Source organism: Modestobacter versicolor, from assembly GCF_014195485.1.
Lineage (GTDB): Bacteria > Actinomycetota > Actinomycetes > Mycobacteriales > Geodermatophilaceae > Modestobacter > Modestobacter versicolor.
Window position 1 is genome coordinate 3,093,105 of record NZ_JACIBU010000001.1, and the last position, 22,228, is coordinate 3,115,332.

Annotated in this window: 26 protein-coding genes; 14 read left to right on the forward strand and 12 right to left on the reverse strand. The window is 75.0% G+C overall.

Annotation, left to right across the window (positions count from 1 at the left end):
* Together FHX36_RS15100 and FHX36_RS15105 are read right to left on the reverse strand one after the other, a co-directional pair.
* Entirely contained in the window at positions 1 to 1,158 is a 1,158-nt protein-coding gene (locus tag FHX36_RS15100; RefSeq protein ID WP_221202900.1) for an amidohydrolase family protein, read from the reverse strand.
* A gap of 26 nt (positions 1,159 to 1,184) precedes the next feature.
* Positions 1,185 to 2,474, reverse strand: coding sequence for a PTS transporter subunit EIIC (locus FHX36_RS15105; RefSeq protein ID WP_110552181.1), 1,290 nt, complete (start codon positions 2,472 to 2,474; stop codon positions 1,185 to 1,187).
* 237 nt (positions 2,475 to 2,711) lie between these two features.
* On the opposite strand from FHX36_RS15105, the gene FHX36_RS15110 reads away from it, so the two are divergent.
* From FHX36_RS15110 to FHX36_RS15120, 3 genes are read left to right on the forward strand one after another with little or no spacing between them, the layout of a single operon-like run.
* A complete protein-coding gene (locus tag FHX36_RS15110; RefSeq protein ID WP_110552180.1) occupies positions 2,712 to 2,942 on the forward strand; it encodes a PTS sugar transporter subunit IIB in 231 nt (76 codons plus the stop codon).
* Entirely contained in the window at positions 2,939 to 3,418 is a 480-nt protein-coding gene (locus FHX36_RS15115) for a PTS sugar transporter subunit IIA (RefSeq protein WP_110552179.1), read from the forward strand. Before FHX36_RS15110 ends, FHX36_RS15115 begins: the two co-directional genes overlap by 4 nt.
* Entirely contained in the window at positions 3,415 to 3,930 is a 516-nt protein-coding gene (locus FHX36_RS15120) for a PaaI family thioesterase (protein WP_110552178.1), read from the forward strand. Before FHX36_RS15115 ends, FHX36_RS15120 begins: the two co-directional genes overlap by 4 nt.
* On the opposite strand, the gene FHX36_RS15125 is transcribed toward FHX36_RS15120, so the two are convergent.
* From FHX36_RS15125 to FHX36_RS15135, 3 genes are all read right to left on the reverse strand, one after another.
* Positions 3,923 to 4,690, reverse strand: coding sequence for an MBL fold metallo-hydrolase (locus FHX36_RS15125; protein ID WP_110552177.1), 768 nt, complete (start codon positions 4,688 to 4,690; stop codon positions 3,923 to 3,925). The genes FHX36_RS15120 and FHX36_RS15125 overlap by 8 nt on opposite strands.
* Positions 4,691 to 4,702: 12 nt before the next feature.
* A complete protein-coding gene (locus FHX36_RS15130; protein WP_110552184.1) occupies positions 4,703 to 5,215 on the reverse strand; it encodes a VOC family protein in 513 nt (170 codons plus the stop codon).
* Positions 5,216 to 5,312: 97 nt separating this feature from the next.
* Positions 5,313 to 5,915: an ATP-dependent Clp protease proteolytic subunit gene (locus FHX36_RS15135; protein WP_110552176.1), complete on the reverse strand. Its 603-nt coding sequence runs from the start codon at positions 5,913 to 5,915 to the stop codon at positions 5,313 to 5,315.
* A gap of 164 nt (positions 5,916 to 6,079) precedes the next feature.
* Here FHX36_RS15135 and FHX36_RS15140 point away from each other — a divergent pair, with 164 nt between their 5' ends.
* The 3 genes from FHX36_RS15140 to FHX36_RS15150 all read left to right on the forward strand — a co-directional run bounded on the left by FHX36_RS15140 (position 6,080) and on the right by FHX36_RS15150 (position 8,802).
* Positions 6,080 to 6,688, forward strand: a complete 609-nt coding sequence (locus FHX36_RS15140) for a GNAT family N-acetyltransferase (protein WP_110552175.1) — start codon at positions 6,080 to 6,082, stop codon at positions 6,686 to 6,688.
* Between the two features lie 85 nt (positions 6,689 to 6,773).
* Positions 6,774 to 7,400: a superoxide dismutase gene (locus tag FHX36_RS15145; protein ID WP_110552174.1), complete on the forward strand. Its 627-nt coding sequence runs from the start codon at positions 6,774 to 6,776 to the stop codon at positions 7,398 to 7,400.
* 109 nt (positions 7,401 to 7,509) lie between these two features.
* Positions 7,510 to 8,802: an Nramp family divalent metal transporter gene (locus tag FHX36_RS15150; protein WP_181428756.1), complete on the forward strand. Its 1,293-nt coding sequence runs from the start codon at positions 7,510 to 7,512 to the stop codon at positions 8,800 to 8,802.
* Positions 8,803 to 8,805: 3 nt separating this feature from the next.
* Here FHX36_RS15150 and FHX36_RS15155 read toward each other — a convergent pair whose 3' ends face one another.
* A complete protein-coding gene (locus FHX36_RS15155; RefSeq protein ID WP_146251582.1) occupies positions 8,806 to 9,432 on the reverse strand; it encodes a hypothetical protein in 627 nt (208 codons plus the stop codon).
* A gap of 156 nt (positions 9,433 to 9,588) precedes the next feature.
* Here FHX36_RS15155 and FHX36_RS15160 point away from each other — a divergent pair, with 156 nt between their 5' ends.
* Complete coding sequence (locus tag FHX36_RS15160) at positions 9,589 to 10,143, forward strand: dihydrofolate reductase family protein (protein WP_110552172.1); 555 nt, start codon at positions 9,589 to 9,591, stop codon at positions 10,141 to 10,143.
* Positions 10,144 to 10,147: 4 nt separating this feature from the next.
* Here FHX36_RS15160 and FHX36_RS15165 read toward each other — a convergent pair whose 3' ends face one another.
* Complete coding sequence (locus FHX36_RS15165) at positions 10,148 to 10,630, reverse strand: hypothetical protein (RefSeq protein WP_110552171.1); 483 nt, start codon at positions 10,628 to 10,630, stop codon at positions 10,148 to 10,150.
* A 25-nt stretch (positions 10,631 to 10,655) separates the two neighbouring features.
* Between FHX36_RS15165 and FHX36_RS15170 the strand changes: the two genes are divergently transcribed.
* Entirely contained in the window at positions 10,656 to 11,441 is a 786-nt protein-coding gene (locus FHX36_RS15170) for an SDR family NAD(P)-dependent oxidoreductase (RefSeq protein WP_110552170.1), read from the forward strand.
* A gap of 72 nt (positions 11,442 to 11,513) precedes the next feature.
* Here the strand turns inward: FHX36_RS15170 and fabG are convergent, their stop codons facing one another.
* Positions 11,514 to 12,269, reverse strand: a complete 756-nt coding sequence (gene fabG, locus FHX36_RS15175; protein ID WP_110552169.1) for a 3-oxoacyl-ACP reductase FabG — start codon at positions 12,267 to 12,269, stop codon at positions 11,514 to 11,516.
* Positions 12,270 to 12,397: 128 nt separating this feature from the next.
* On the opposite strand from fabG, the gene FHX36_RS15180 reads away from it, so the two are divergent.
* A complete protein-coding gene (locus FHX36_RS15180; RefSeq protein ID WP_110552168.1) occupies positions 12,398 to 12,721 on the forward strand; it encodes a DMT family transporter in 324 nt (107 codons plus the stop codon).
* A gap of 122 nt (positions 12,722 to 12,843) precedes the next feature.
* Positions 12,844 to 13,284: an ATP-binding protein gene (locus FHX36_RS15185; protein WP_110552167.1), complete on the forward strand. Its 441-nt coding sequence runs from the start codon at positions 12,844 to 12,846 to the stop codon at positions 13,282 to 13,284.
* Position 13,285: 1 nt separating this feature from the next.
* Here FHX36_RS15185 and FHX36_RS15190 read toward each other — a convergent pair whose 3' ends face one another.
* Both FHX36_RS15190 and FHX36_RS15195 read right to left on the reverse strand, forming a co-directional pair.
* On the reverse strand, positions 13,286 to 15,832 hold the full coding sequence (locus FHX36_RS15190) for a SpoIIE family protein phosphatase (RefSeq protein WP_183513865.1): 2,547 nt from the start codon (positions 15,830 to 15,832) through the stop codon (positions 13,286 to 13,288).
* Positions 15,833 to 15,905: 73 nt separating this feature from the next.
* Entirely contained in the window at positions 15,906 to 17,726 is a 1,821-nt protein-coding gene (locus tag FHX36_RS15195; RefSeq protein WP_110554362.1) for a gamma-glutamyltransferase family protein, read from the reverse strand.
* Positions 17,727 to 18,909: 1,183 nt separating this feature from the next.
* On the opposite strand from FHX36_RS15195, the gene FHX36_RS15200 reads away from it, so the two are divergent.
* The 3 genes from FHX36_RS15200 to FHX36_RS15210 all read left to right on the forward strand — a co-directional run bounded on the left by FHX36_RS15200 (position 18,910) and on the right by FHX36_RS15210 (position 20,993).
* Positions 18,910 to 19,875, forward strand: a complete 966-nt coding sequence (locus tag FHX36_RS15200; protein WP_183513866.1) for a nucleoside hydrolase — start codon at positions 18,910 to 18,912, stop codon at positions 19,873 to 19,875.
* Between the two features lie 182 nt (positions 19,876 to 20,057).
* Positions 20,058 to 20,414, forward strand: a complete 357-nt coding sequence (locus tag FHX36_RS15205; protein ID WP_181428879.1) for an STAS domain-containing protein — start codon at positions 20,058 to 20,060, stop codon at positions 20,412 to 20,414.
* A gap of 96 nt (positions 20,415 to 20,510) precedes the next feature.
* Positions 20,511 to 20,993, forward strand: a complete 483-nt coding sequence (locus tag FHX36_RS15210) for an ATP-binding protein (RefSeq protein WP_110553474.1) — start codon at positions 20,511 to 20,513, stop codon at positions 20,991 to 20,993.
* Here the strand turns inward: FHX36_RS15210 and FHX36_RS15215 are convergent.
* Complete coding sequence (locus FHX36_RS15215; protein ID WP_258372947.1) at positions 20,990 to 21,430, reverse strand: ATP-binding protein; 441 nt, start codon at positions 21,428 to 21,430, stop codon at positions 20,990 to 20,992. The genes FHX36_RS15210 and FHX36_RS15215 overlap by 4 nt on opposite strands.
* Before the next feature lie 17 nt (positions 21,431 to 21,447).
* Positions 21,448 to 21,714 (reverse strand): hypothetical protein, encoded by a 267-nt coding sequence (locus tag FHX36_RS15220; protein ID WP_110553473.1) that lies wholly within the window; start codon positions 21,712 to 21,714, stop codon positions 21,448 to 21,450.
* Between the two features lie 131 nt (positions 21,715 to 21,845).
* Here FHX36_RS15220 and FHX36_RS15225 point away from each other — a divergent pair, with 131 nt between their 5' ends.
* Positions 21,846 to 22,193, forward strand: a complete 348-nt coding sequence (locus tag FHX36_RS15225) for a PRC-barrel domain-containing protein (RefSeq protein ID WP_110553472.1) — start codon at positions 21,846 to 21,848, stop codon at positions 22,191 to 22,193.
* Positions 22,194 to 22,228: the final 35 nt, after the last annotated feature.

Genomic DNA, 22,228 nt, shown 5'->3' on the forward strand with positions numbered 1-22,228 from the left:
TCAGCTCTCCTCTCGGCGCACCCAGCGGCCGGCCCGGAGGACCCCCGTCGGGTGCAGTTCTCGGTCGGTGACGAGCACGTCGGCGCGGGCGCCGGGGGCGAGGTGGCCCACGTCGTCCCGGCCGAGCAGCCGGGCGGGGGTGCCGGACGCCGCGAGGACGGCGTCGGCCAGCGGCACACCCGCGGCCACGGTCTGCCGGACGACGTCCACCAGGCGCGCCGTCCCACCGGCGATCGCCCCGGGTCCGTCTCCGGTCACCAGCCGGGCGACGCCGCCGGCGACCTGCACCGGGAGCGCGCCGAGCTGGTAGCGGCCGTCGGCCACCCCGGCCGCGGCCATCGCATCGCTGACCAGGGCGACCTGCGCCGGGCCGACCAGGTCGAACACGGCGGCCACGGTCTCCGGCGCCAGGTGCACGCCGTCGGCGATCAGCTCCAGCACGATCTCGCCCCGGGCGGCCGCGGCCAGGCAGGCGCCCACCGGGCCGGGGGCGCGGGACAGCAGCGGCGGCATGCCGTTGAACAGGTGGGTGGCCGACAGCCGGCCGTCGGGTGCGGCCGCGCGGACGGCGGCGGTGGTCTCCGCGGCGGAGGCGTCGGTGTGCCCGAAGCTCGGCAGCACGCCGTGCGCCCGCAGGACGGCGACGAGCTCCGCGGCGTGCGCGGTCTCCGGGGCGAGGGTCACCGAGACGACGACGCCCGTCCCGACCAGCTCCTCGAGCAGCGCCGGGTCGCCGGGCACCAGCGCCGCGGGGTCCTGGGCACCGCACCGGGCAGCGGAGAGGAACGGGCCCTCCAGGTGCACGCCGGCCAGCTCGCCGGCCCGGACCAGCGGGGCCAGCAGCGCCAGCCGGTCGCGCAGCACCGCGGCCGGCGCGGAGACCAGGCTGGCGACCAGCGTCGTCGTCCCGTGCGCCCGGTGGTGCGCGGCCGCGGCGAGGACGCCGTCCAGGTCGTCGTCGGGGAAGCCGTGGCCCGCCGCGCCGTGGCAGTGCACGTCGACCAGCCCGGGCAGCAGCAGCCGGTCCGGCGCGGGCGGTGGCAGCTCACCCCCGTGCCAGCCCGCCGCCGGGCCGGCGTAGGCGACCCGGTCGCCGACGACGGTGACCACACCGTCGTCGACGACCGAGCCGCCGGTCACGAGCCGGCCCCGCAGCACGGGGCCGGCGGGTGGGGGGACGTCGGTCAGGACCGGTCCCTGCCCTCGACCGTGCTGGTGGGGGCGACCGTCTCCGGCGTCGCGGCCGGGGCCGCGCCGTCGTCGGTGCTGCCCACCGTGGCGTCGGCGTCGTCCTCGCGACCCGGCGTCTTGAGGTTCCACCTCCGGATCACGAAGCGGAACAGCACGTAGTAGATCGCCGCGTAGACCAGGCCGATCGGGATGAGCCACAGCGGCTTGTCCGCCTGCCCGAAGTTCAGCAGGTAGTCGATCGCCCCGGCGGAGAAGGTGAACCCGTCGTGGATCCCGAGCGCGTTGGTCAGCGCCAGCGAGGTGCCGGTCAGCAGCGCGTGCACCAGGTACAGCGGCCAGGCCACGAAGAGGAAGGAGAACTCCAGCGGCTCGGTGATGCCGGTGAGGAAGGCGGTCAGCGCGGTCGACAGCATGATGCCGCCGACGATCTTCTTCTGGTCGGGCCGGGCCTCGTGCCAGATCGCGATCGCCGCGGCCGGCAGGGCGAACATCATGATCGGGAAGAAGCCGGTGGTGAAGATGCCCGCGGCGGGGTCGCCGGCGAAGAACCGGGAGATGTCGCCCTGGACGCCGTCGAACTCGCCGAGCTGGAACCACACGACGGTGTTGAGGATGTGGTGCAGGCCCAGCGGGATCAGCAGCCGGTTGACCGTGCCGAAGATGCCGCCGCCGACCACGCTGTTGCCCTCGACCGCCTCGCCCAGGTCGGTGAGCACGCTGTCGAAGGGCTTGTAGACGAAGGACATGACGACCGCGAGCAGCATCATGCTGACCGCGGTGATGATCGGGACGAACCGCCGGCCGCCGAAGAAGGCCAGGTAGGTGGGGAGCTTGATCCGGTAGTACCGCTGCCAGAGCATCGCGGTGAAGACGCCGACCAGGATGCCGCCGAGCACCCCGAAGTTGATCATCTCCTGCTCCTCGCCCTCGGCCGCGGCGCCCAGCACGATGGGGCTCATCGCCTCGAAGACCTCGGACAGCACCAGGTAGCCGACGACGGCGGCCAGCGCGGTGGAGCCGTCGGCCTTCTTCGCCCAGCCGATCGCGATGCCCACGGCGAAGATCAGCGGCAGGTTGCCGAACAGGGCGTTGCCGGCCGCGGCGAGCACGGCGGCCACGTCCTCCGTCGACGACCAGCGGCCGAGCATGTCGGCCTGGCCGAGGCGGAGCAGCAGGCCGGCCGCAGGCAGGGCGGCGATGGGCAGCATGAGGCTGCGGCCCAGGCGCTGGAGGCCGGCGAGACCTCGACGCTCCTTGGGCGGTGCGGCGGTGAGGGCGGTCATGGAGCGGTCTCCTCGTGGAGTGCGCGGACTGGTGACGTGCCTGCGGGGACTGCGTTCACCGGCCATTCCCTCGGACGCCCACCAACCGGTACCGTCCGGTCATGACCAGTTGACCGGGGAGGATGGCGGGCACGACCGTTGCCTGTCAACACCCTGGACGCGAGCCGGTCCGGTGCCGTACCTCTACGACTCCAGACCAGCTGACCGCGGCCGTCGCGCCGCCGGGAGGAGCACTCCGTGGGCAAGGCAGAGCAGATCGTCGCCGGACTCGGCGGCGCGGCCAACATCGACGACGTCGAGGGCTGCATCACCCGGCTGCGGACCGAGGTCAAGGACCCGTCGCTGGTCGACCAGGCCGCGCTGAAGAAGGCCGGCGCGCACGGCGTGCTGGTCGCCGGGAAGATCGTCCAGGTCGTCGTCGGGCCGGAGGCGGACATGCTGGCCGACGACGTGAACGACCTGCTGTGACGCCGCCGCTCGTCGTCACCGCACCGCTGCCGGGCACCGTCCTGGCGATCACCGACGTGCCCGACCCGGTGTTCGCCGCCTCGATGGTGGGGGCGGGCGTGGGGATCGAGCCAGCACCCGACGCGGGCCTGGTCGACGTCGTCGCACCGGTGACCGGGCGGCTGCTCAAGGTGCACCCGCACGCGTTCATCGTGCTCACCCCGGAGGGCCGCGGGGTGCTGGTGCACGTGGGCATCGACACCGTGCGGCTGGACGGGGCGCCGTTCACCCTGCACGTCACCGAGGGCGACGACGTCGCGGCCGGCGACCGGGTGGTGACCGTCGACGTGGCCGCGGTGCGCGCAGCCGGCATGTCGCCGGTCAGCCCGGTGGTGGTGATGGACGCGGCCGCGGACACCATGCCCCCGGTCGGTGCGGGCGCGACGGTGGCCGCGGGTGACGCCTTGTTCGAGTGGCCGGTAGCGTCGGTTGGGTGATCGAACCGACCCGCGAACGCACGTACACCTGGGGCGACCCGTCGCTGAGCGCGGAGGCGGCCCGGACGTCGGCCGGTCTCGAGGTGCTCCAGGCGATGGCGGCCGGTGAGCTGCCCGCCCCGCCGGTGATCGCCACGCTCGGCTTCACGATGGACTCCGCGGAGCGGGGGCGCGTGCAGTTCTCCTTCGAGCCGGCCGAGTACCACTACAACCCGATCGGCTCGGTGCACGGCGGCGTGTACGCCACGCTGCTGGACTCGGCGACCGGCTGCGCGGTGCACTCGGCGCTGCCGGCCGGCGTGGGCTACACCAGCCTGGACCTGACGGTGAAGTTCCTGCGCCCGATCACCGTGGACACCGGGCGGGTGCGCTGCATCGGCACGGTCACCCACCTCGGCGGCCGCACGGCGCTCGCCGAGGCGCAGCTGCTCGACGGCGCCGACCGGCTGCTCGGCACGGCGGTCAGCAGCATCCTGGTCATCCGCCCGCAGCCCGGGGCCGCGGTCAGCTGACGACGGTGCGCACCCCCGGCGCGGCCTCGACCAGCCGGTCGGCGAGCCCCGCGGCGGTCAGCGCGGCCCGGACGTCGTCCCGGTCCTCGCTGAAGTGCGCCCACGAGTCGCAGTGGACGACGACCACCCGGCCGGCGTCCAGCCGCTGGACCGCCTCCGCCACGTCCGCGCCGGTCAGGGTGAGCGGCGCACCGTCGAACAGCGCGGTGCGGGCGGCCCCGGCGAAGAGCACGGCCACGTCGACCTGCGGGAACGCGGCCCGCACCTCGTCCACGCAGTCCAGCGACGCGTTGTCGCCGCTGACGTAGACCGTCGGCAGGCCGTCGCCGTGCAGCACGAAGCCGGTGACCGGGCCGGTGAGCCGCTCGGCTCCCGGCGGGCCGTGCTCGGCGCGCGCGCCGGTGACCTGCAGCGGGCCCAGCGGCACCGTCTCGCCGGTGCGGAGGGCGCGCGCCGCGCCACCCAGCCGCTCGGCAGCCGCCTCGGTGGTGAGCACCAGCGGTGCGTCGGCGAGGGCGGCCCGGCCGGCGGTGTCGAGGTTGTCCGGGTGCTGGTCGTGGCTGAGCAGGACGGCGTCGACCGGTCCGACGTCGGCGGCCGAGAGCGCCGCCGGCGCGGTCTTGGTCAGCGACCGGCCGCCGCCGAGCGGGTACTCACCCGGCGGGTCGAACGTCGGGTCGACCAGCAGGCGCAGCGCCCCCAGCTCGAGCAGGGCGGTGGGCCCGCCGGTCAGCGTGACGGCGAGGACGTTGATGGCCACCCCGCCACCGTGTCACGCCGGGACGGACACCCCGATGCCGCCCTTGGTCTGCGCGCCGTAGCGGGTGATCTCGGCCTCCAGGTCCAGCGGCCGCGTGGTGGCGCCCTGGGCCTCGACGTCCGGGGTGATCAGGGCGGCGGGCAGCAGCCAGGAGACCTCGAACTCGATGCCGTCGGGGTCGCGGGCGTAGAGCGCCTTGGTGGTGGCGTGGTCCGACGCCCCGGCGAGCGCACCGGCCTCGGCGAGCGCCCCGCGGATGCGGGCCAGCTCGGCCAGGGTGTCGACCTCCCAGGCCAGGTGGTACAGCCCGACGGTGCTCCGCCCGGCGCCCGAGGGCCCGGCGGCCGCACCCACCGCGAACAGGCCCAGGTCGTGGTCGTTGGTCGACCCCTCCGCCTGCAGGAACACCGCCCGGCCGGGCATCTCGACCTTCACCCGGAAGCCGAGGACGTCGCGGTAGAAGGCGGCGCTGCGGTCGACGTCGCGGACGAAGAGGACGGCGTGGTTGAGGCGCTGGACGGGCACGGTGCACTCCTGCTGTTCGGTGGGGACCACCAGTCTCCCCCCAGTTACTTGATAGTTCAAGTACCTGTCGCACGAGTGCCCCGGCCCGCCTCCGCGGTCAGCCCACGCCGAACGGCATGCGGCCCTCCGGCAGCGCGGACGCGTCGGTGAGCACCGAGTCGACGAGGCCGTAGCCCACCGCCTCGGCCGGGGTGAACCAGCGGTCCCGGTCGGAGTCGCGCTCGATCTGCTCGACGCTCTGCCCGGAGTGCGCTGCCTGGAGCTCGTTGAGCTGCCGCTTCATCTTGCCCAGCATGTCGGCCTGGATGGTGATGTCGGCAGCGGTGCCGCCCAGCCCGGCCGACGGCTGGTGCATCATGATCCGCGCGTGCGGCAGGGCGAACCGCTTTCCCGGCGTGCCGGCGCTCAGCAGGAACTGGCCCATCGACGCGGCCATGCCCATCGCGTAGGTGGCGACGTCGCAGTCGACGAACTGCATCGTGTCGTACAGCGCCATCCCGGCCGTGACGCCGCCGCCGGGTGAGTTGACGTAGAGGTGGATGTCCCGCCGCGGGTCCTCGGCGGAGAGCAGCAGCATCTGGGCGGCGAGCTGGTTGGCGATCACGTCGTCGACCTCGCGGCCGAGGAAGACGATCCGCTCGCGCAGCAGCCGCTCGTAGACGGCGTCGCCCAGGGTGGCGGTGGTGCTCGGGGTGGTCATCGGGGCAGTTCCTCTCCGGCAGTGGAATGGACGACGCCAGCCAATCCGGGCGCGCCGGGAAAAGCGACACCGGAATGGCACATTGCGCTCTCCGCGCAGTTCTTCTGCTGTCAGGGAAATGGTCTGGACGGCGTCCGGGTCCGGCTGCGTGGTCTGATGGCGCGGTGACCGAACCACCCGCCGTCCGGGTCGCCACCCGCGCCGACGTCCCCCGGATCGCGGCGACCCTGGCGGCCGCCTACCCCGACTACCGGTGGACCTCCTGGGCGCTGCCCGAGGACGGCCGGGCGCAACGGCTGTCGCGCTGGGCCGAGCTGTGGGGCGGGCTGGTGCCGGTGCTCGCCGGGACGGCATGGGTGACCGACGACGTGAGCTCGGTGGCGGCCTGGACCGCCCCCGACGCCGAGCCGCACGCCGCTGACCTGCAGGCGGTCATCGACCGGGACCTGCCGCGGGTGTTCGGGGCCCGCCAGCCGGTCGTGCTCGCCAGCGAGCGGCTGGGCGCCCTGGGCCGCCCCGACGAGCCGCACTGGTGGCTGCACGCGGTGGGCACCCGGCCGGCCAGCCGGCACGCCGGCCTCGGGGCAGCCGTGCTGCAGCCGGTGATCGAGCGGTGCGACGCCGAGGGGGTGCCGGCCGCGGCGACGGTCTACACCTCCACCGTCGTCCGCTGGCTGCAGCGCTCCGGGTTCGCCGTCACGCACAACACCCGGACCGCGGTCGACCACGAGCTGCCGATCTGGACCCTGGTCCGCCAGCCGAAGCGGAGTTGACCCGCAGGGGCCACGGCTCGGCACGGGGGTGACGTCCGGGCCGGGGATGACCACGCCGTCCGCACACCGCGACGGAGGAGACCCCGTGCCCGAGTACACCCTGCCCGACCTGCCCTACGACCACAGCGCGCTCGAGCCGCACATCAGCGGCCGGATCATGCAACTGCACCACGACAAGCACCACCAGACCTACGTCACCGGTGCCAACACCGCGCTGGAGAAGCTGGCCGAGGCGCGGGCCACGGGGAACTTCGACACGGTCAACCAGCAGGAGAAGAACCTCGCGTTCAACCTCGCCGGCCACGTCAACCACTCGGTGTTCTGGCCGAACATGACCCCCGACGGCGCCGGCCGCCCCGAGGGCGAGGTCGCCGCCGCCATCGACGACCAGTTCGGCGGGTTCGACGGGTTCCAGGGGCACTTCACGGCCACCGCGCTGGGCGTGCAGGGGTCCGGCTGGGCGGCGCTGACCTGGGACTCGGTGGGCCAGAAGCTGCTGGTCAACCAGTTCTACGACCACCAGGGCAACCTCGCGGCGGGGCTGGTGCCGCTGCTGCTGCTCGACATGTGGGAGCACTCGTTCTACCTGGACTACCAGAACGTGAAGGCCGACTACGTGACGGCGTGGTGGAACGTCGTCAACTGGGCCGACGTCGAGCAGCGCCTGGCCCGGGCCCGGACGGCGACCAGCGGGCTGATCGTCCCGGCGTGAAGTGAGCCTGTCCTGACCCCCGGGGGCCACAGGTCGGCCCGAGCGGCCCCCGCGGGTCGGGCAGGACAGGGGTGACCGCTCCTGCCCGACCGCCCCCCGCGAGGTCACCGTGTACCTGTCGAAGACCGAGGCCGCCGTCCTCACCAGCACGCTCCCCCGCACCGTCACCCGGCCGGCGCCGTCGCCGTCGAAGCGGCGGCTGTGGACCATGCTCGGACCGGCGTTCGTCGCCGCCGTCGCCTACGTCGACCCGGGCAACTTCGCGACCAACTTCTCCGGCGGCGCCTCGTTCGGCTACACGCTGCTGTGGGTGATCGTCGCGGCGAACCTGATGGCGATGCTCATCCAGTCGCTCACCGCGAAGCTGGGCCTGGCCACCGGGCGCGACCTGGCCACCAACTGCCGCGAGCGGCTCCCCCGGCCGGTCACCTGGGGCCTGTGGGCGCAGGCCGAGGCGGTCGCCATCGCCACCGACCTGGCCGAGATCGTCGGCGGCGCGGTGGCGCTGTACCTGCTCTTCGGCGTGCCGCTGCCGATCGGCGGGCTGATCACCGCCGTCGTCGCGTTCGTGCTGCTGGCGGCGCAGTCGCGAGGGCACCGCCCGTTCGAGCGGGTGATCACCGGGCTGCTGCTGGTCATCGGCGGCGGGTTCGCGTACACGCTGGTGGGCTCCGGGGTCGACATGGGCGGGGTCGCCTCCGGGATGGTGCCGAGCTTCGCCGGCAGCGACAGCCTGCTGCTGGCCACCGGCATCCTCGGCGCCACGGTCATGCCGCACGTCATCTACGTGCACTCCGCGCTCACCCCCGGCCGGTACGGCGACGCCGTCACCGCCGGGAAGACGCACACCGGACGGCGCCGCCTGCTGCGCGCCCAGCGGCTCGACGTGCTGCTGGCGATGGGCCTGGCCGGGCTGGTCAACGCCGCGATGCTGGTCATCGCCGCGCAGCTGTTCACCGGCGACGCCTCGATGGACTCGCTGGAGGCCGTGCACGCCGGGCTCGGCGACCAGCTGGGCACCGGTGCCGCGCTGGCCTTCGCGCTGGCCCTGCTCGCGTCCGGGTTCGCCAGCTCCTCGGTCGGCACGCACGCCGGCCAGGTCGTGATGGCCGGGTTCCTGCGCAAGCACATCCCGGTGCTGGTGCGCCGGCTGGTCACCCTGGCCCCGGCGCTGCTGGTGCTGGGCCTGGGCGGCGACCCGACCACCGCGCTGGTCTGGTCCCAGGTGGTGCTCTGCTTCGGCATCCCGTTCGCGCTGGTGCCGCTGCTCTGGCTCACCTCACGCAAGGACCTGATGGGCGGGTGGGTGAACCGGCGGGTCACCACGCTCACCGGGTCGGTCGTCGCCGCCCTGATCATCGGGCTCAACGGCTACCTGCTGACCAGCACCTTCCTCGGCTGAGCGTCAGATCGGGACGACCGGGCCCTCCGCGCGGGGGAAGAGCGGGAAGCGGCTGACGATGCCGTGCCGGGCCAGCGCCTCGTGGAGCCCGCCCGCCGCCTCGACCACCTCCGGGTGGATCATCACGTCGATCCCGTCGTCGCGGGGCGACGTGCTGGTGACCGCGGGGTGCTCCGTCAGCAACCGGCCCGCCTCCTCGAACACCTCTCCCGGCGGGAACGGCACCGAGCGCACCTCGACGGTGAACGGGGCGCCGGCGTACCGGTCGACGACCGCTTGGACGGCCGCCGGAACCGGGCCGTGCCAGCGGAGGTACACCTGGGTGCGGTCCAGGCTGATCCCCGGCCCGCCCGAGTCCGGGGAGTCCCCCGCGGCGGCCCGCAGGCGGTCGACTGCCTCGATCATCGCCATGGTCACCGGCGGGGCCTCCAGGCTCTCCAGCAGCTCGTCAGGCAGCGGTCGGACCAGCTCCTCCGGGGCCCGCACCGGCTCCGAGGGCATCGGTCGCAGCTCGACGTACCGCGGGGTGCCCGCGGGGCCGCCGGGACGCTGCCCGGGCTGCTGCGCACACGCGGCCAGCCCCAGGAGGGCGGCGGACACCGCCGCGCAGCGCACCAGCCGGCTCGTCACGCCCGGGATGCTGCTGGTCAGGCCGTCGCCCGGCCACCGATCGGACGGATCCGTGACCGAACGGAGACCAGCGCACCGATGAGAAGCTGGCGCACCCGCCGTCTCAACGGGTGACCCCACCGGCACGGCCGGTCCTGACGCTGAGGAGCACTGCACATGGGCGCCATCAAGGTCCACGAGTTCACCACCGTCGACGGCGTGGTCGACGTCCCGATGTGGACGGTCGACTACGGCTTCCCCGACGACCTGTCCGCCTCGATCGGGCAGCTCACCGGGTCCTCGGCGGGCATCCTGCTCGGCCGCACCACCTTCGAGATGTTCGCGCCCGCCTGGTCGACCCGCACCGTCGAGGACGACCCGGGCGCACCGTTCTTCAACGACACCCGCAAGTACGTCGTCAGCTCGACCCTCACCGACGCCGAGTCCGTCTGGCGGAACTCCACCGTGCTCGGCGGCTACTCCGCCGACCGGGTCCGCGCGCTCAAGGGCGAGGTGGACGGCGACCTGTACGTCAGCGGCAGCGCCACGCTGGTGCGCGCCCTGCTGGCCGACGGGCTGGTCGACGAGCTGCACCTCTACGTCTACCCGCTCGCCACCGGGACGGGGATCCGGCTGTTCCCCGAGGGGACCGCGCAGCAGCTGTCCCTGGTGGGGGTGGAGAGCCTCAGCAACGGGGTGGCGCACCTGACCTACGGACCGGCCGCCGCCTGACGGCTCACTCCGGGGCGACCTCGGCGGACAGCGGGAAGGCGCTGGCCACCCCGGCCAGCGCCTGCTCCGCGCCGCCGGCCGCCCCGGCCACCGCCGGCGGCACCAGCACCTCGATGCCGTCCCCCTCCGGCCGGGCGGTGGCCGCCTGGACGACGTCCGGGTGCTCCCGCACCAGCCGCTCGGCCTCGGCGCGCAGGTCGCCGGGGCGGAAGGCGGTGGGCTGCACGGTCACCGTCACGCCCTCGGCCGAGTCGACGACCTGCCGGACGGCGGCCGGGAGCTCGCCGGACCAGCGGACGGTGAGCCGGCTGCGGTCCAGGCTCAGCCCCGGGGTGCCGAAGTCCGGCGAGTCGCCCGCGGCGGCCGACAGCCGCTCCAGCAGGTCGTAGACCTCCGCCCGGGTGCCCGGGTAGACGACGTACTCGCCGTGGCCCAGCCCCGGCGCGGCGGGCGCCGTCCTCTTCGCCGACCCCTTGCGCGCTGCCATGCCGCCATCATCCAGGCTGGGCGCCATGGAGATCGCAGGAGCACGGATCTGGGTCACCGGCGCCTCGACCGGGATCGGCGCGGCGCTGGCCCGCGAGCTGGCCGACCGCGGGGCGCGGGTGGCGATCAGCGCCCGCAGCGCCGACCAGCTCGCCGAGGTGGCCGGTGACCGGATGGCCGTCGTCCCGGTCGACGTCACCGACCGGGCGGCCACCGTGGCCGCGGGCCAGGCGGTGCGGGACGCGCTGGGCGGGCTGGACGTCGCGGTGCTCAACGCCGGCACCTGGTCGCAGTTCCACGTGGAACCGTGGGACTCCTCGCTGTTCGCCGACCACCTGCAGGTCAACCTGATGGGCGCGGTGCACACCATGGAGGCCGTCGTCCCGCGGATGCTGGCCGAGGGGCGCGGCCGGGTCGTCGGGATGGCCTCGGTCGCCGGCTACCGCGGGCTGCCGGGCTCGGAGGCCTACGGGGCCGGCAAGGCGGCGCTGCTCAACCTGCTCGAGGCGCTGCGCGGGTCGCTGGGGCCGCGCGGCGTCGTCGTCCAGACGCTGTCGCCGGGGTTCGTGCGCACCCGGATGACCGACCGCAACCGCTTCCCGATGCCGTTCATGGTCGAGCCGGAGGCCGCCGCCCGGACCATCGCCGACGGCATCGCCCGGGACAAGGCGGAGATCGTCTTCCCGGTGCCGATGATGCTGGTGATGAAGGCCGCCCGGCTGGTGCCGACCCGGGCCTGGACCGCGCTGACGGCGACGATGGCCCGCCGGGGCCTGCACGGCGGGCCGAGCCGCCGTGCAGACCCCAGGTGAGGCGCTGGACTGGCCCCCTCGCAGGGACCCGGCCCGAGCGGAGCGAGGGTCGGGGGGCGAGGGGGTCCTTCTTCAGTCGCGGGGGCCGCCGGCGACGTAGATGACCTGACCGGAGACGAAGCCGGCGCCCTCGCTGCAGAGGAACGACGCGGTGTGCGCGATGTCCTCGGGCTGGCCGACCCGGGCGACCGGGATCTGCTTGGCGGCCATCTCCTTGAACTGCTCGAACGGCACGCCCACCCGCTCGGCGGTCTGCGCGGTCATCTCGGTCTCGATGAAGCCCGGCGCGATCGCGTTCGCGGTGACGTTGTAGCGGCCCAGCTCGATGGCGAGGGTCTTGGTGAACCCCTGCATGCCGGCCTTGGCCGCGGAGTAGTTGACCTGGCCGCGGTTGCCCAGCGCCGAGACGCTGGACAGGTTCACGATCCGGCCGTACTCGGCCTGGACCATGTGCTTCTGGGCGGCCTTGGTCATCAGGAACGCGCCCCGCAGGTGCACGCCGAGCACGGCGTCCCAGTCCTCGACGCTCATCTTGAACAGCAGGTTGTCCCGGGTGATCCCGGCGTTGTTCACCAGCACGGTGGGGGCGCCGAGCTCCTGGGCGACCCGCTCCACGGCGGCGTTGACCGACTCCTCGTCGGCGACGTTCGCGCCCACGGCCAGCGCCTCGCCGCCGGCGGAGGTGATCGCCTCCACGGTGCCCGCGCAGGCCGCCTCGTCGAGGTCGAGCACCGCGACCTGCATCCCGTCCTGGGCGAACCGCCGTGCGACGGCCGCGCCGATCCCGCGTGCCGCTCCGGTGATGATCGCCGTCCGCTGCTCTGCCACTGCGTCTCCTCGTCGAGTTCGCCAGCGGGCCGCCGCGGATCCCCGCCGCGGCCCGTCTTCCTGGCTCACTGCATAGCACCAGGCGCCCGGACGGCGCGCACCCGGCCGGTCGGCGGCAGGATCGGCGCGTGGCCTACCTCCTGCTCGCCTGCGCCATCGCCACCGAGGTCGCGGCGACCTCGCTGCTGCCGAGGACGGCCGGGTTCACCGTGCTGCTGCCCAGCCTGGCGGTGGTGGCCGGCTACGCGCTGTCGTTCGTGCTGCTGTCCCAGGTGGTGAAGACGGTGCCGGTGGCGGTGGCGTACGCGATCTGGTCGGCAGCCGGCACCGCGGCCGTGGCGGCCATCGGCGCCACCTTCCTCGGCCAGCCGCTCAGCCCCTGGCAGGTGGCCGGCCTGGCGCTCGTCATCACCGGCGTCGTGCTGCTCCAGCTCGGCGGCGCCACCCACTGACCGGAGACACCGGTCGAGGATGAGGTGTGAGTCACAGGTTGGTCGAGGTTTGGCCCGCTCCTGCCGGGCCAAGACAGGGGTTCGCCGTTCGTCGGTCAGCGGCCAGAGTGCGAGGAGACGTGGTGACGGGCGAGTCGGCGGGCCTGGCGTGGCCGTCGTCCCCACCGCCGCCGGCGGTCGACGGCTGGAGCTGGGAGCTCGAGCACGTCGCGCAGCTGCCCGGGGTCCGCGCCCAGCTGCGCCGGGGCCTGGCCCAGCACTCCGCGGGCGACCCGGTCGCCACCGAGCGCGACGAGGCCGTCGTCCTGGCCTTCGACGAGATGGCCTCCAACGCCCTGCGGCACGGCGGTGGGGGTGTCCGCGCCCGCGTGCAGCAGACACCCGACGCGTGGCTGATCGAGGTCCGGGACTCCGCCCCGCAGACGCCGCCCCGGCCGGCGGTCGGCCGCGACCCCAGCCAGGGCGGCCTCGGGCTCTACCTGATCGCCGAGATGGCCCACGACCACGGCTGGCACCTCACCGAGGGCCAGAAGGGCGTCTGGGCGCTGCTCCCCCGCCGCTGACTCAGGGCGTCGGCGGCACGACCTCCGGCCCGGCCTCCGCCGGGCGCGGCCCGTCCTCCCAGTGCAACCGGACGGCGACCAGCGCGACGTCGTCCTCCGAGCCCCGCGGTCGCATCCGGGTCAGCACCTGGTCGCAGAGCTCCTCCAGCTCCAGCTCCCCGAGCTCGGCGAGCAGCTCGGCCAGCCGCGCGACGCCGTCGTCCAGCGGCAGGTCCGGCCCCTCGACCAGGCCGTCGGTGTACATCAGGACCGTCGCTCCCCGGCTCAGCACGACCACGTGCTCGCGGCGGACGGCGAGCGGGTCGACGCCGAGCATCAGGTCCGCCCGCTCGGTGGCGAGAACCTGCACGTGGCCGTCGGGGTGCAGCACCAGCAGCGGTGGGTGGCCGGCGTTCGACCAGCGCAGCCGGGTCTCCCCGCGCTCCCGGTCGACCGCCTCCTGCTCCAGCCGGGCCACCGCCGCGGTGGCCAGGGTGTGCACCTGCAGCCCCTCCATCGCCCGGTCCAGGGCCGCCAGGACGGCGGCCGGGCCGTTCCCGCCGCTGTAGGCGATCCCGCGCAGCAGGCTGCGCAGCTGGCCCATCGCGGCCGCGGCGACCGTGTCGTGGCCGACGACGTCGCCGATGGCCAGCACGGTGGCCCCGCCCGGCTGGAGGAACGCGTCGTACCAGTCGCCGCCGACCTGGGCGGCCTGGACGGCGGGGACGTAGCGCACCGCGACCTGCGAGTGGTCGGGCTCGGGCGGGTCGGTGAGCAGGCTGCGCTGCAGCTCCTCCGCCATCCGGCGCTGCTGCTCGTGCAGCGCGGCGCTGTCCAGGGCCAGGGCGGCCCGGTCGGCGACCTCGCGCAGGGTGGCCCGGTCGACGGCGTCCATCGGGTCGCGGCCCTTGTCCCGGTACAGGCTCATCGCGCCGAGCACCCGGCCGCGGGCGACCAGCGCCAGGGCGACCGCCGTCCCGGGGTCCAGCTGCCAGTAGACGTCGCGCGCCGGCCCGTCGGGCAGCCCCCGGCCGACCGCGGCGGCGACGTCGGGCACCACGACGACCTCGCCGGTGGCCAGCGCGTCGACGATCGGCGCCGTCGAGTTCAGCGCCCCCAGCCGGACCCGGGCGTACTCGGCCGCCACCGGCCGGAGCTCGGGGTCGGCGTGCCAGCTGCCGACGTCGTGCAGCCGGCCGTCCTCCCCCACCAGGCTGGCGATCGCCCAGTCGGCGAGCTCGGGGACGACGGCGTGCAGCAGCTCCTGCAGCGCCCCGTGCCCGCCGCGCCGGTCGATCAGCGCGGTGGAGAGGGTGTCGGAGACCCGGGCGATGAGCGCCAGCCGGCGGGCGTCCCGCCGGGCGGTCTCCTCCGCGCGCCGGCGCTCGGTGATGTCCAGGAAGTAGACCGACAGGCCGTCGGGGGCCGGCCACACCCGCAGCTCGTACCAGCCGTCCAGCGGCGGCGGGTAGTAGGCCTCGAACACGGTGGGCCGGCCGGTCTCCCGCGCGGCCCGGTAGTGCTCCTCGAACGGGCTGCCGACGGCGGCCGGGAACAGCTCCCAGATCGACCCGCCCAGCAGCTCTTCCCGGGACCGCCCCAGCAGCCGCTCGGCCTCGGCGTTGACGTAGCTGAAGGTCCAGTCCTCGGCGAGGGAGTAGAAGGCCGCCGACATCGACTCCAGCACCCGCGCCACCTGCGCCTCGCCCTCCCGGCGCCGGGTGGTGTCGTAGGCGGCGCCGAGCATCCGCACGCCGGCACCGCGCTCGTCGGGCAGCACCCGGCCCCGGCTGACCATCCAGCGGGTGCCGCCGGTGGGCAGCTGGACGCGGTACTCGACCTCGAAGTCGCCGCACCGGTCGATGGCGGCCTGCAGCACGTCGCCGACCCGGGTGGCGTCGTCGGGGTGCAGCCGGTCGGTGAAGGCGTCGATGCTCGCGGAGAAGCCGTCGGCCCCGTACCCGAACAGCTCCAGCAGCCGGTCGTCCCAGGCCAGCCGCCCGGAGACCAGGTCCCAGTCGAAGCTGCCGATGCCGGCCGCGTCGATGGCCAGGCCCCAGCGCAGCCGGCTGGCCTCGAACTCGGCGGTCAGCGCGGCCAGCTCCAGCTCGGTGGCCACCGGCATCGCCAGCTGGCCCAGCAGGACGACGTCGCCCTCGGTCCAGGTCCGGGGCTCGGGGCCGAAGACCGACAGGACGCCGATCACGTGGTCGCGGGCGGGGTCGACGAGCGGGACGCCGAGGAAGGCGACCGCGGCGCCCTCGCGGACCAGGGCCAGCTGCGCCGTCCGGGGGTCGGCGCGGGCGTCGCTGACGGCGAGGGGCGCCCGGTCGGCCGCGACCAGGCCGCTGAGGGTGTCGCCCGGGGGCAGCACGGTGCCGAGGGGACGCACGTGCGGCCCGGTGCCGCCGGCCATGGTCTGCACCTCGCCCACGACGGCGACCCCCGCCGACGGCATGCCCAGCAGGGCGGCTGCCAGGTCGGTCAGCCGCTGCAGGCCCGGGGAGCCGACCGCCGTCGTCGCGACCCGGCGGGCCGCGGCGAGCCGCTCGGGGTCCAGCCGCACCATGACCCCCTGCTCCCGTGGTCGTCCGGTGCGGGGGTCCTCCCCGCGCGTGCCGACCCGATCATGCCTGGTCCGGTCAGCGGCCGACGGCGTAGCCCTGCATCCCGCGCGGGTTGGCCGCGGCCCGCAGCACCCCGGTCTCCGGGTCGATCGACACCGCCGACAGCCGGCCGAGCGACCAGCCGTCGGAGACGGTGACGGTGTGCCCGCGGCGGCGGAGCTCGGCGATGGTCTGCTCGCCGAGCCGGTCCTCCACGACGATCTCGCCCGGCGTCATGTCCCTCGGGTAGAACGAGGACGGGAAGCTCGTCGTGTGCCAGGCCGGGGCGTCGATCGCCGCCTGCAGGTCCAGGCCGCCGAGCACGTGGGCCAGCCAGAAGCAGAGCTGCCACTGCTCCTGCTGGTCACCGCCGGGCGTGCCGAAGGCGAGGGTGGGGACGCCGCCGCGCAGCGCGAGCGACGGGGTGAGCGTGGTGCGCGGGCGCTTGCCCGGGAGCAGCGAGTTGGGCAGGCCCGGCTCGAGCCAGAACATCTGCGCCCGGGTGCCCAGCGCGAAGCCCAGCGACGGGATCACCGGCGAGCTCTGCAGCCAGCCGCCCGAGGGGGTGGCCGAGACGATGTTGCCCCAGCGGTCGACGACGTCGACGTGGCAGGTGTCGCCGCGGGTGGTGCCGCGGGTGTCGACCGTGGGCTCGCCGACCCCGGCGATCGTGCCGGCCGCGGGGCGGAGCCCGGCCGAGGCCTCCGTGACGAAGGCCGGCAACCGCGGCGGGCGCCCCCCTGGCGAGCCGGGCCGCAGCTCGGTGCTGGCCCGGTCGCTGATGAGCGCCCGCCGTTGCTCGGTGTAGGTGGCCGACAGCAGGTCGTCCACCGGTGCCGCTGCCGTGTCGCCGTACCAGGCCTCGCGGTCGGCCATCGCCAGCTTCACCGCCTCGGCGCTGGCGTGGACCAGGTCGGCGTCGGCGGTGCCCGACGCGTACCCGGACCCAGCACCCGCCGCCGGGTGGCCGTCCAGCATCGCGAGCGCCTGGAGCAGCGCCGGGCCCTGGGACCACGGCCCGGCCTTCGCGAGCGTCCACCCACGCCAGTCGAGGGTGACCGGCGGCTCGTACGTCGCCTGCCAGCTGGCCAGGTCCTCACCCGTGAGGAAGCCGCGGTGCGGGCGACCGGAGTCGTCCATGACCGGGGAACGGGAGAACTCGTCGATCGCCTCGGCGACGAACCCCGTGTACCAGGCCGCCAGGGCCGCGTCGATCTGCGCCTCTCGGGAGGGTCCGCGCGCTGCGTCGAGCAGTCGGCGGTAGGTCGAGGCGAGGACCGGGTTGCGGAACAGGCGGCCGGCGGTGGGGGGTGCTCCGTCGGGGGCGAGCCAGGTGGCGGCCGAGGTAGGCCAGTGGGTACGGAAGTGCTCGGAGACCGAGGCGACGGTCGCGGCGACCCGCGGGAGGAGCGGGTGGCCGTGCTCGGCGTACTCGATGGCGAAGCGGAGGACGGCGTCCAGCGGCAGGGTGCCGTGGTCGCGCAGGAGGGTCAGCCAGGCGCCGAGGGCGCCCGGCACGGTGGCGGCGAGGAGCCCGGTGCCCGGGACGAGGTCGAGCCCCAGCTGGCTGTAGGACTCGATCGTCGCTGCGGCGGGGGCGACCCCCTGACCGGACAGGACGACGGGGACCCCCGCACCGGTGGCTGCCCGCGGGCTCCGGGCGAAGAGGACGGGGACCTCGCCCCCGGGGCCGTTGAGGTGCGGTTCGACCACCTGCAGCGTGAGGCCCGCAGCGACCGCGGCATCGAAAGCGTTGCCACCGGCCTCGAGGGTCGCCATGCCCGCTGCGCTGGCGAGCCAGTGCGTCGAGGCGACCATCCCGAAGGTGCCGGCGAGTTCCGGGCGCGTGGTGAACACGAGGCCACCCTAGGGACAGCGCACGCCCCCAGCCCGAGGAGCGACCGGCGGTGCGCCCGCTGCCAGGACTGCTGGCGGGCCGGGCGGGGTGCCGTGGGCGTGCTGGGCAGCTCCCGCACCGGCACCGGCCCGTCGTCGTCCGGGGCTCTGTGCCGGAGGTCGATGTCCGAGTGCCGGAGGTCGGCGGCGCGGCGCGGCCGGTCCGCCGGCTCGGGCAGCGGCGGCAGCGTCAGCCCGTAGACCGTCGGCGCGACGGGCCGGTCCCAGCTCAGCCGGTCGCCGTGCGTGCCACCGCCCCAGCCCGCGGCCTGCCGGGCGAGACCGCGCAGCCCGGTGACCAGCGACCGCACCGGTGCGGTCAACCGCGGCGCCGGGGGAGCCAGCCGGGCCCGCGTGCGCAGCAGGTCGACGGAGAAGTCGGTGGCGAACTCGATCGCCGCCTCGAGCTCGTGGTCGACGGGACGGGCGGCGGCCCGGCCGGACGGCGCGACGGGCGCGGCCGGGACGGCGGGCCGGGCGGGGAGGGACGCCGGGGTGGACCGGTCCGCACCGCCGCCGAGCCGGTGGACCCGCAGCGGTGTCGCCCGCCAGGCCAGGTGGGCGCCGTCCGGGCCGGCACCCCAGGTGGCGATCCGGCGGCCCAGCTGCTGCCAGCGGGAGGGCGCGGGCGGCGCGGGGACGGCGGCCGGCGCGCGGGTCGCGGCCCGGGACGGCACGCTGCCCGGGTCGACGCCCAGCACCCCGACGGCCAGGCCGAACGCCAGGCCGCGAGCCAGGTCACCGGTGGTGTGCGCCTCGGCCGGCTGCACCGGTCCGGTGCCGAACAGGCCGGGGCGGCCGGCGGTGCGGGAGGCGGGCACGTCGGTACGCCCGACCGCTGCCGTCTGGATCGCCATGTTCCGCCCTCCCGGGAAGTAGTCGCCGCGGCCGGGGAAGGGACCGCGGGCAAGGAGAAACCTAGGGACGACGGCGCCTCCGGACCCGTTCCCGGGACGCTCCGGTCCGGCCGCGTGACCGAACCGTTGCCCGACCCCCTCGCAGCGGTCGACGACCCACCCGTCACACCGGTCACATGTCGACACCCACCGGGGAAACCGCAGGTCGCGCCCCTGGTCCGGGGTCGATGACCTCGGCGGACCGGGCGACGCACCGGCGTGTCGCGTGCGTCTGGTGGGATGTGGGCATGGCCGCCACCCCGCTGGTGATCGACACCGACCCCGGCATCGACGACGCGCTGGCCCTGCTGCTCGCCCTGGCCAGCCCCGAGGTCGACCTGCGCCTGGTGACCACCGTGCACGGCAACGTCGACCTGGCGCAGACCACGGAGAACGCGCTGCGGGTGCTGCACCTGGCCGGCCGCTCCGACGTGCCGGTGGCGGTCGGGGCGCGCAGCTCGCTCGTCGTCCCGCAGGCCGAGCGGGCCGGGCACGTGCACGGGACGGCCGGGCTGGGCGGCGTCGTCCTGCCGGCGTCACCGGCCGCCGTCGACCCGCGGCCGGCGGTCGTCGCGCTGGCCGAGCTGCTGCTGACCAGCGAGGAGCCGGTCACCGTGGCGGCGATCGGCCCGCTGACCAACATCGCCCTGCTGCTGGCGGTCTACCCCGACGCCGCGGCGCGGATCGGCCGGCTGGTGGTGATGGGCGGCTCCGCGGCCCGCGGCGGCAACGTCACCGGGGCCGCCGAGTTCAACGTCTGGGCCGACCCGGAGGCGGCGGCGGTGGTGTTCTCCTCCGGCCTGCGCACGGTGATGGTGGGCCTGGACGTCACGCTCCCGACCGTGCTGACCGCCGAGGGCATCGCCCGGTTCGCCACGGCGGGGCCGGTGGGGGCGCAGGCCGCGGCCGTCGTCGCGCAGTACGTCGACCACGCCCGCACCGCGTACGGCATCGACGGGGTCGCCGTCCACGACGCCCTGGCGCTCACCGAGGCGATCGTCCCGGGCACGCTGCGCACGGTCCGCCGCGACGTCGTCGTCGACACCGGGCACGGTGCCGGACGGGGGCAGACGCTGGTCGACCGGCGGGCCCCCTCGGACGCCGTCACCGCGGTCGAGGTGGCCGAGGGCGTCGACAGCGAGGCGGCCGTGGAGTTCCTGGTCAGCCGGCTCGCCGCGTTCGGCTCCGGGGCGGGCACGTCCGGGGGGCGGTGAACCGTCCCCCCATGGGAGGACGATCGACCAGGACGGGTTCCGGAACCGGACTCCGGGAACCGAGGATCGGCACGCAGGACCCGTCGAGCACACGGCGGGGACCAGGCCGGGTGGCGAGGACGCCCCCGCGAGGAGGACTCATCAACACGGTCAGGTCGGGAGACGACGCGGCACCGTTCCAGGTGACGCTGGTCGACGGGCCCGAGGAGGGCCAGGTCGTCGCGCAGGTGCGCGGCGAGCTCGACGCCGCCGGCAACCCGCTGCTCCAGCAGACGCTGCTCAAGGCGCTGCGCCGGGCCGGACGGCTGCTCACCCTCGACCTGTCCGGCGTGACCTTCTTCGGCTCGGCCGGCGTCACGGCGCTGGTCTGGCTCAGCCAGCACCCCGAGGCCGAGGGCAAGCACGTCAAGGTGGTCGCGACCAGCCGGATCGTCACCGGCCCGCTCGAGCTGACCGGCCTGCTGGACCGGCTCGACGTCCAGGGCATGCCCGGCGAGCCCCCGCGCCCCGGCGACCCGAGGACCCCCTCCGCCGGCTGAGCGACGGCGCCCCGATCGGACCCCCGTGGTGCACGAGACCGCGGTGTCGGCCACGATGGGTGCCGGCGGACACCCGGCGGGAGGAGGACCTCGATCGTGAGCGCACTGGTCTGGCCCTCGGCAGCGATCCCGCAGGAGGACGGCGACGTCTGGCGGTGGGAGCTGCCGACGGTGCACGACGCCTCCCGGGTGCGGATGGACCTGCGCGCGCGGCTGGCCCACCCCTCGCTCGCCTCACGGTCGACCGAGGACGCCCGCGAGGGGCTGCTGCTGGTCTTCGAGGAGCTGTCGTCCAACGCGCTGCGGCACGGCGGCGGGGCGGTCGAGGCGCTGATCGTCGCCGTCCCCACGGGCTGGCTGATCGTGCTCACCGACGGGGCGCCCGACGCGCCGCCCCGCCCGGCCGTCGACCGCGACCCCGCCTTCGGCGGGATGGGGCTGCCGATGGTCGCCCAGCTGTCGGTCGACTACGGCTGGTGCAGCGAGCCCGGCCGCAAGCACGTCTGGGCCCGGCTTCCCTCCGGGATGACCGTCGCCTCGGTGCCGCAGCCGCGGTCGTCGTCCGGCCCGGCCGCCTAGCGAAGGACCCGCCGGCGTGCACCGTCCACCTGCTCCACCTGCACGAAGCCCTCGGCGATGGACGGCGGGACCAGCCGGGCCGCGGTGCTGAACAGCCCGACGTCGGGCACCCTCGCGCGGCCGGTGCGGGCGTCGTTGCGACGCCGGCAGACCTCCAGCGGCGTGTCCAGGACGACCGCACGCACCGGGACGCCGGCCTCGCGGGCCAGCTCCACCAGCGGGGCGCGCTCTCCCGGAGCCGGGTTGGTGTTGTCGACGACGACGCTCCGGCCCGCGGCGAGCAGCTCGGCGACGACGCGGTGCTGCCGCTCCTCGCGACGCCGGGCGTTGGGCCAGTGGTCCTTGCTGACGACCACGTGCGTCCCGGCCAGGTGCTCGGCGACCCACGTCGACTTGCCCGACCCCTGCAGCCCGACCATCACGACGAGCTCCTGCACCGGCCGCGCGCCCACTCCTAGGCGGCGCGCACCGGGCGGACCGGCGCGCTGACCTCGTCATCCTCGGCCCGCCGGGGGGCGGGGTGCTCCACCAGCGCCAGCACCCGGCCGGCCATGAACCGGGCGGTGCGCACCGGTGTGCCGCCACGGGTCACCTCCGTGACCTCGACGACCCCGCGGCCGTGCGTCGTCTCCACCCGGCGGCCTGCCCGGGTGGCCTCGATCTCGTAGGTGCGGCTGCTGCCGCCGGCGTCCACGACGACCTCGACCCGATCACCCTTCACAGCGTCCTCCCCGTCCTCGTCCCCACCAGGTTGAACACCCCCTGGGGGTACCGGATTCCGCAGGTCAACGGTTCAGCGGGGGCCGGAGCGGGCACGGTGGAACAGTTGCCCGCGACCAGAGGAGGACCCCCGTGTTCCCGGCCGAGAACATCCGCGACTGGCGTCTGAAGGACGTCGTCGACCCCGACGGCAGCAAGATCGGGTCGCTGGAGTCGGTGTACGTGGACACCACCACCGACCAGCCGTTCTTCGCCGCCGTGACCACCGGCTTCATCGGCCGGCACAAGCTCACCTTCGTGCCGCTGACCAACGCCACCGTGGCCCCCGGCCACATCCGGGTGACGGTCAGCAAGGACCTCGCGAAGAACGCCCCGTCCATCGAGACCGACGGCGAGCTCTCGATCGAGGACGAGCCGGCCGTCTTCGAGCACTACGGGCTGCCGTACACCCCCGGCGTCCGGCGCCTCGCCCGCCGCTGACGCCCCCGTTCCGAGGATCACCGCGAGCCTGCGAG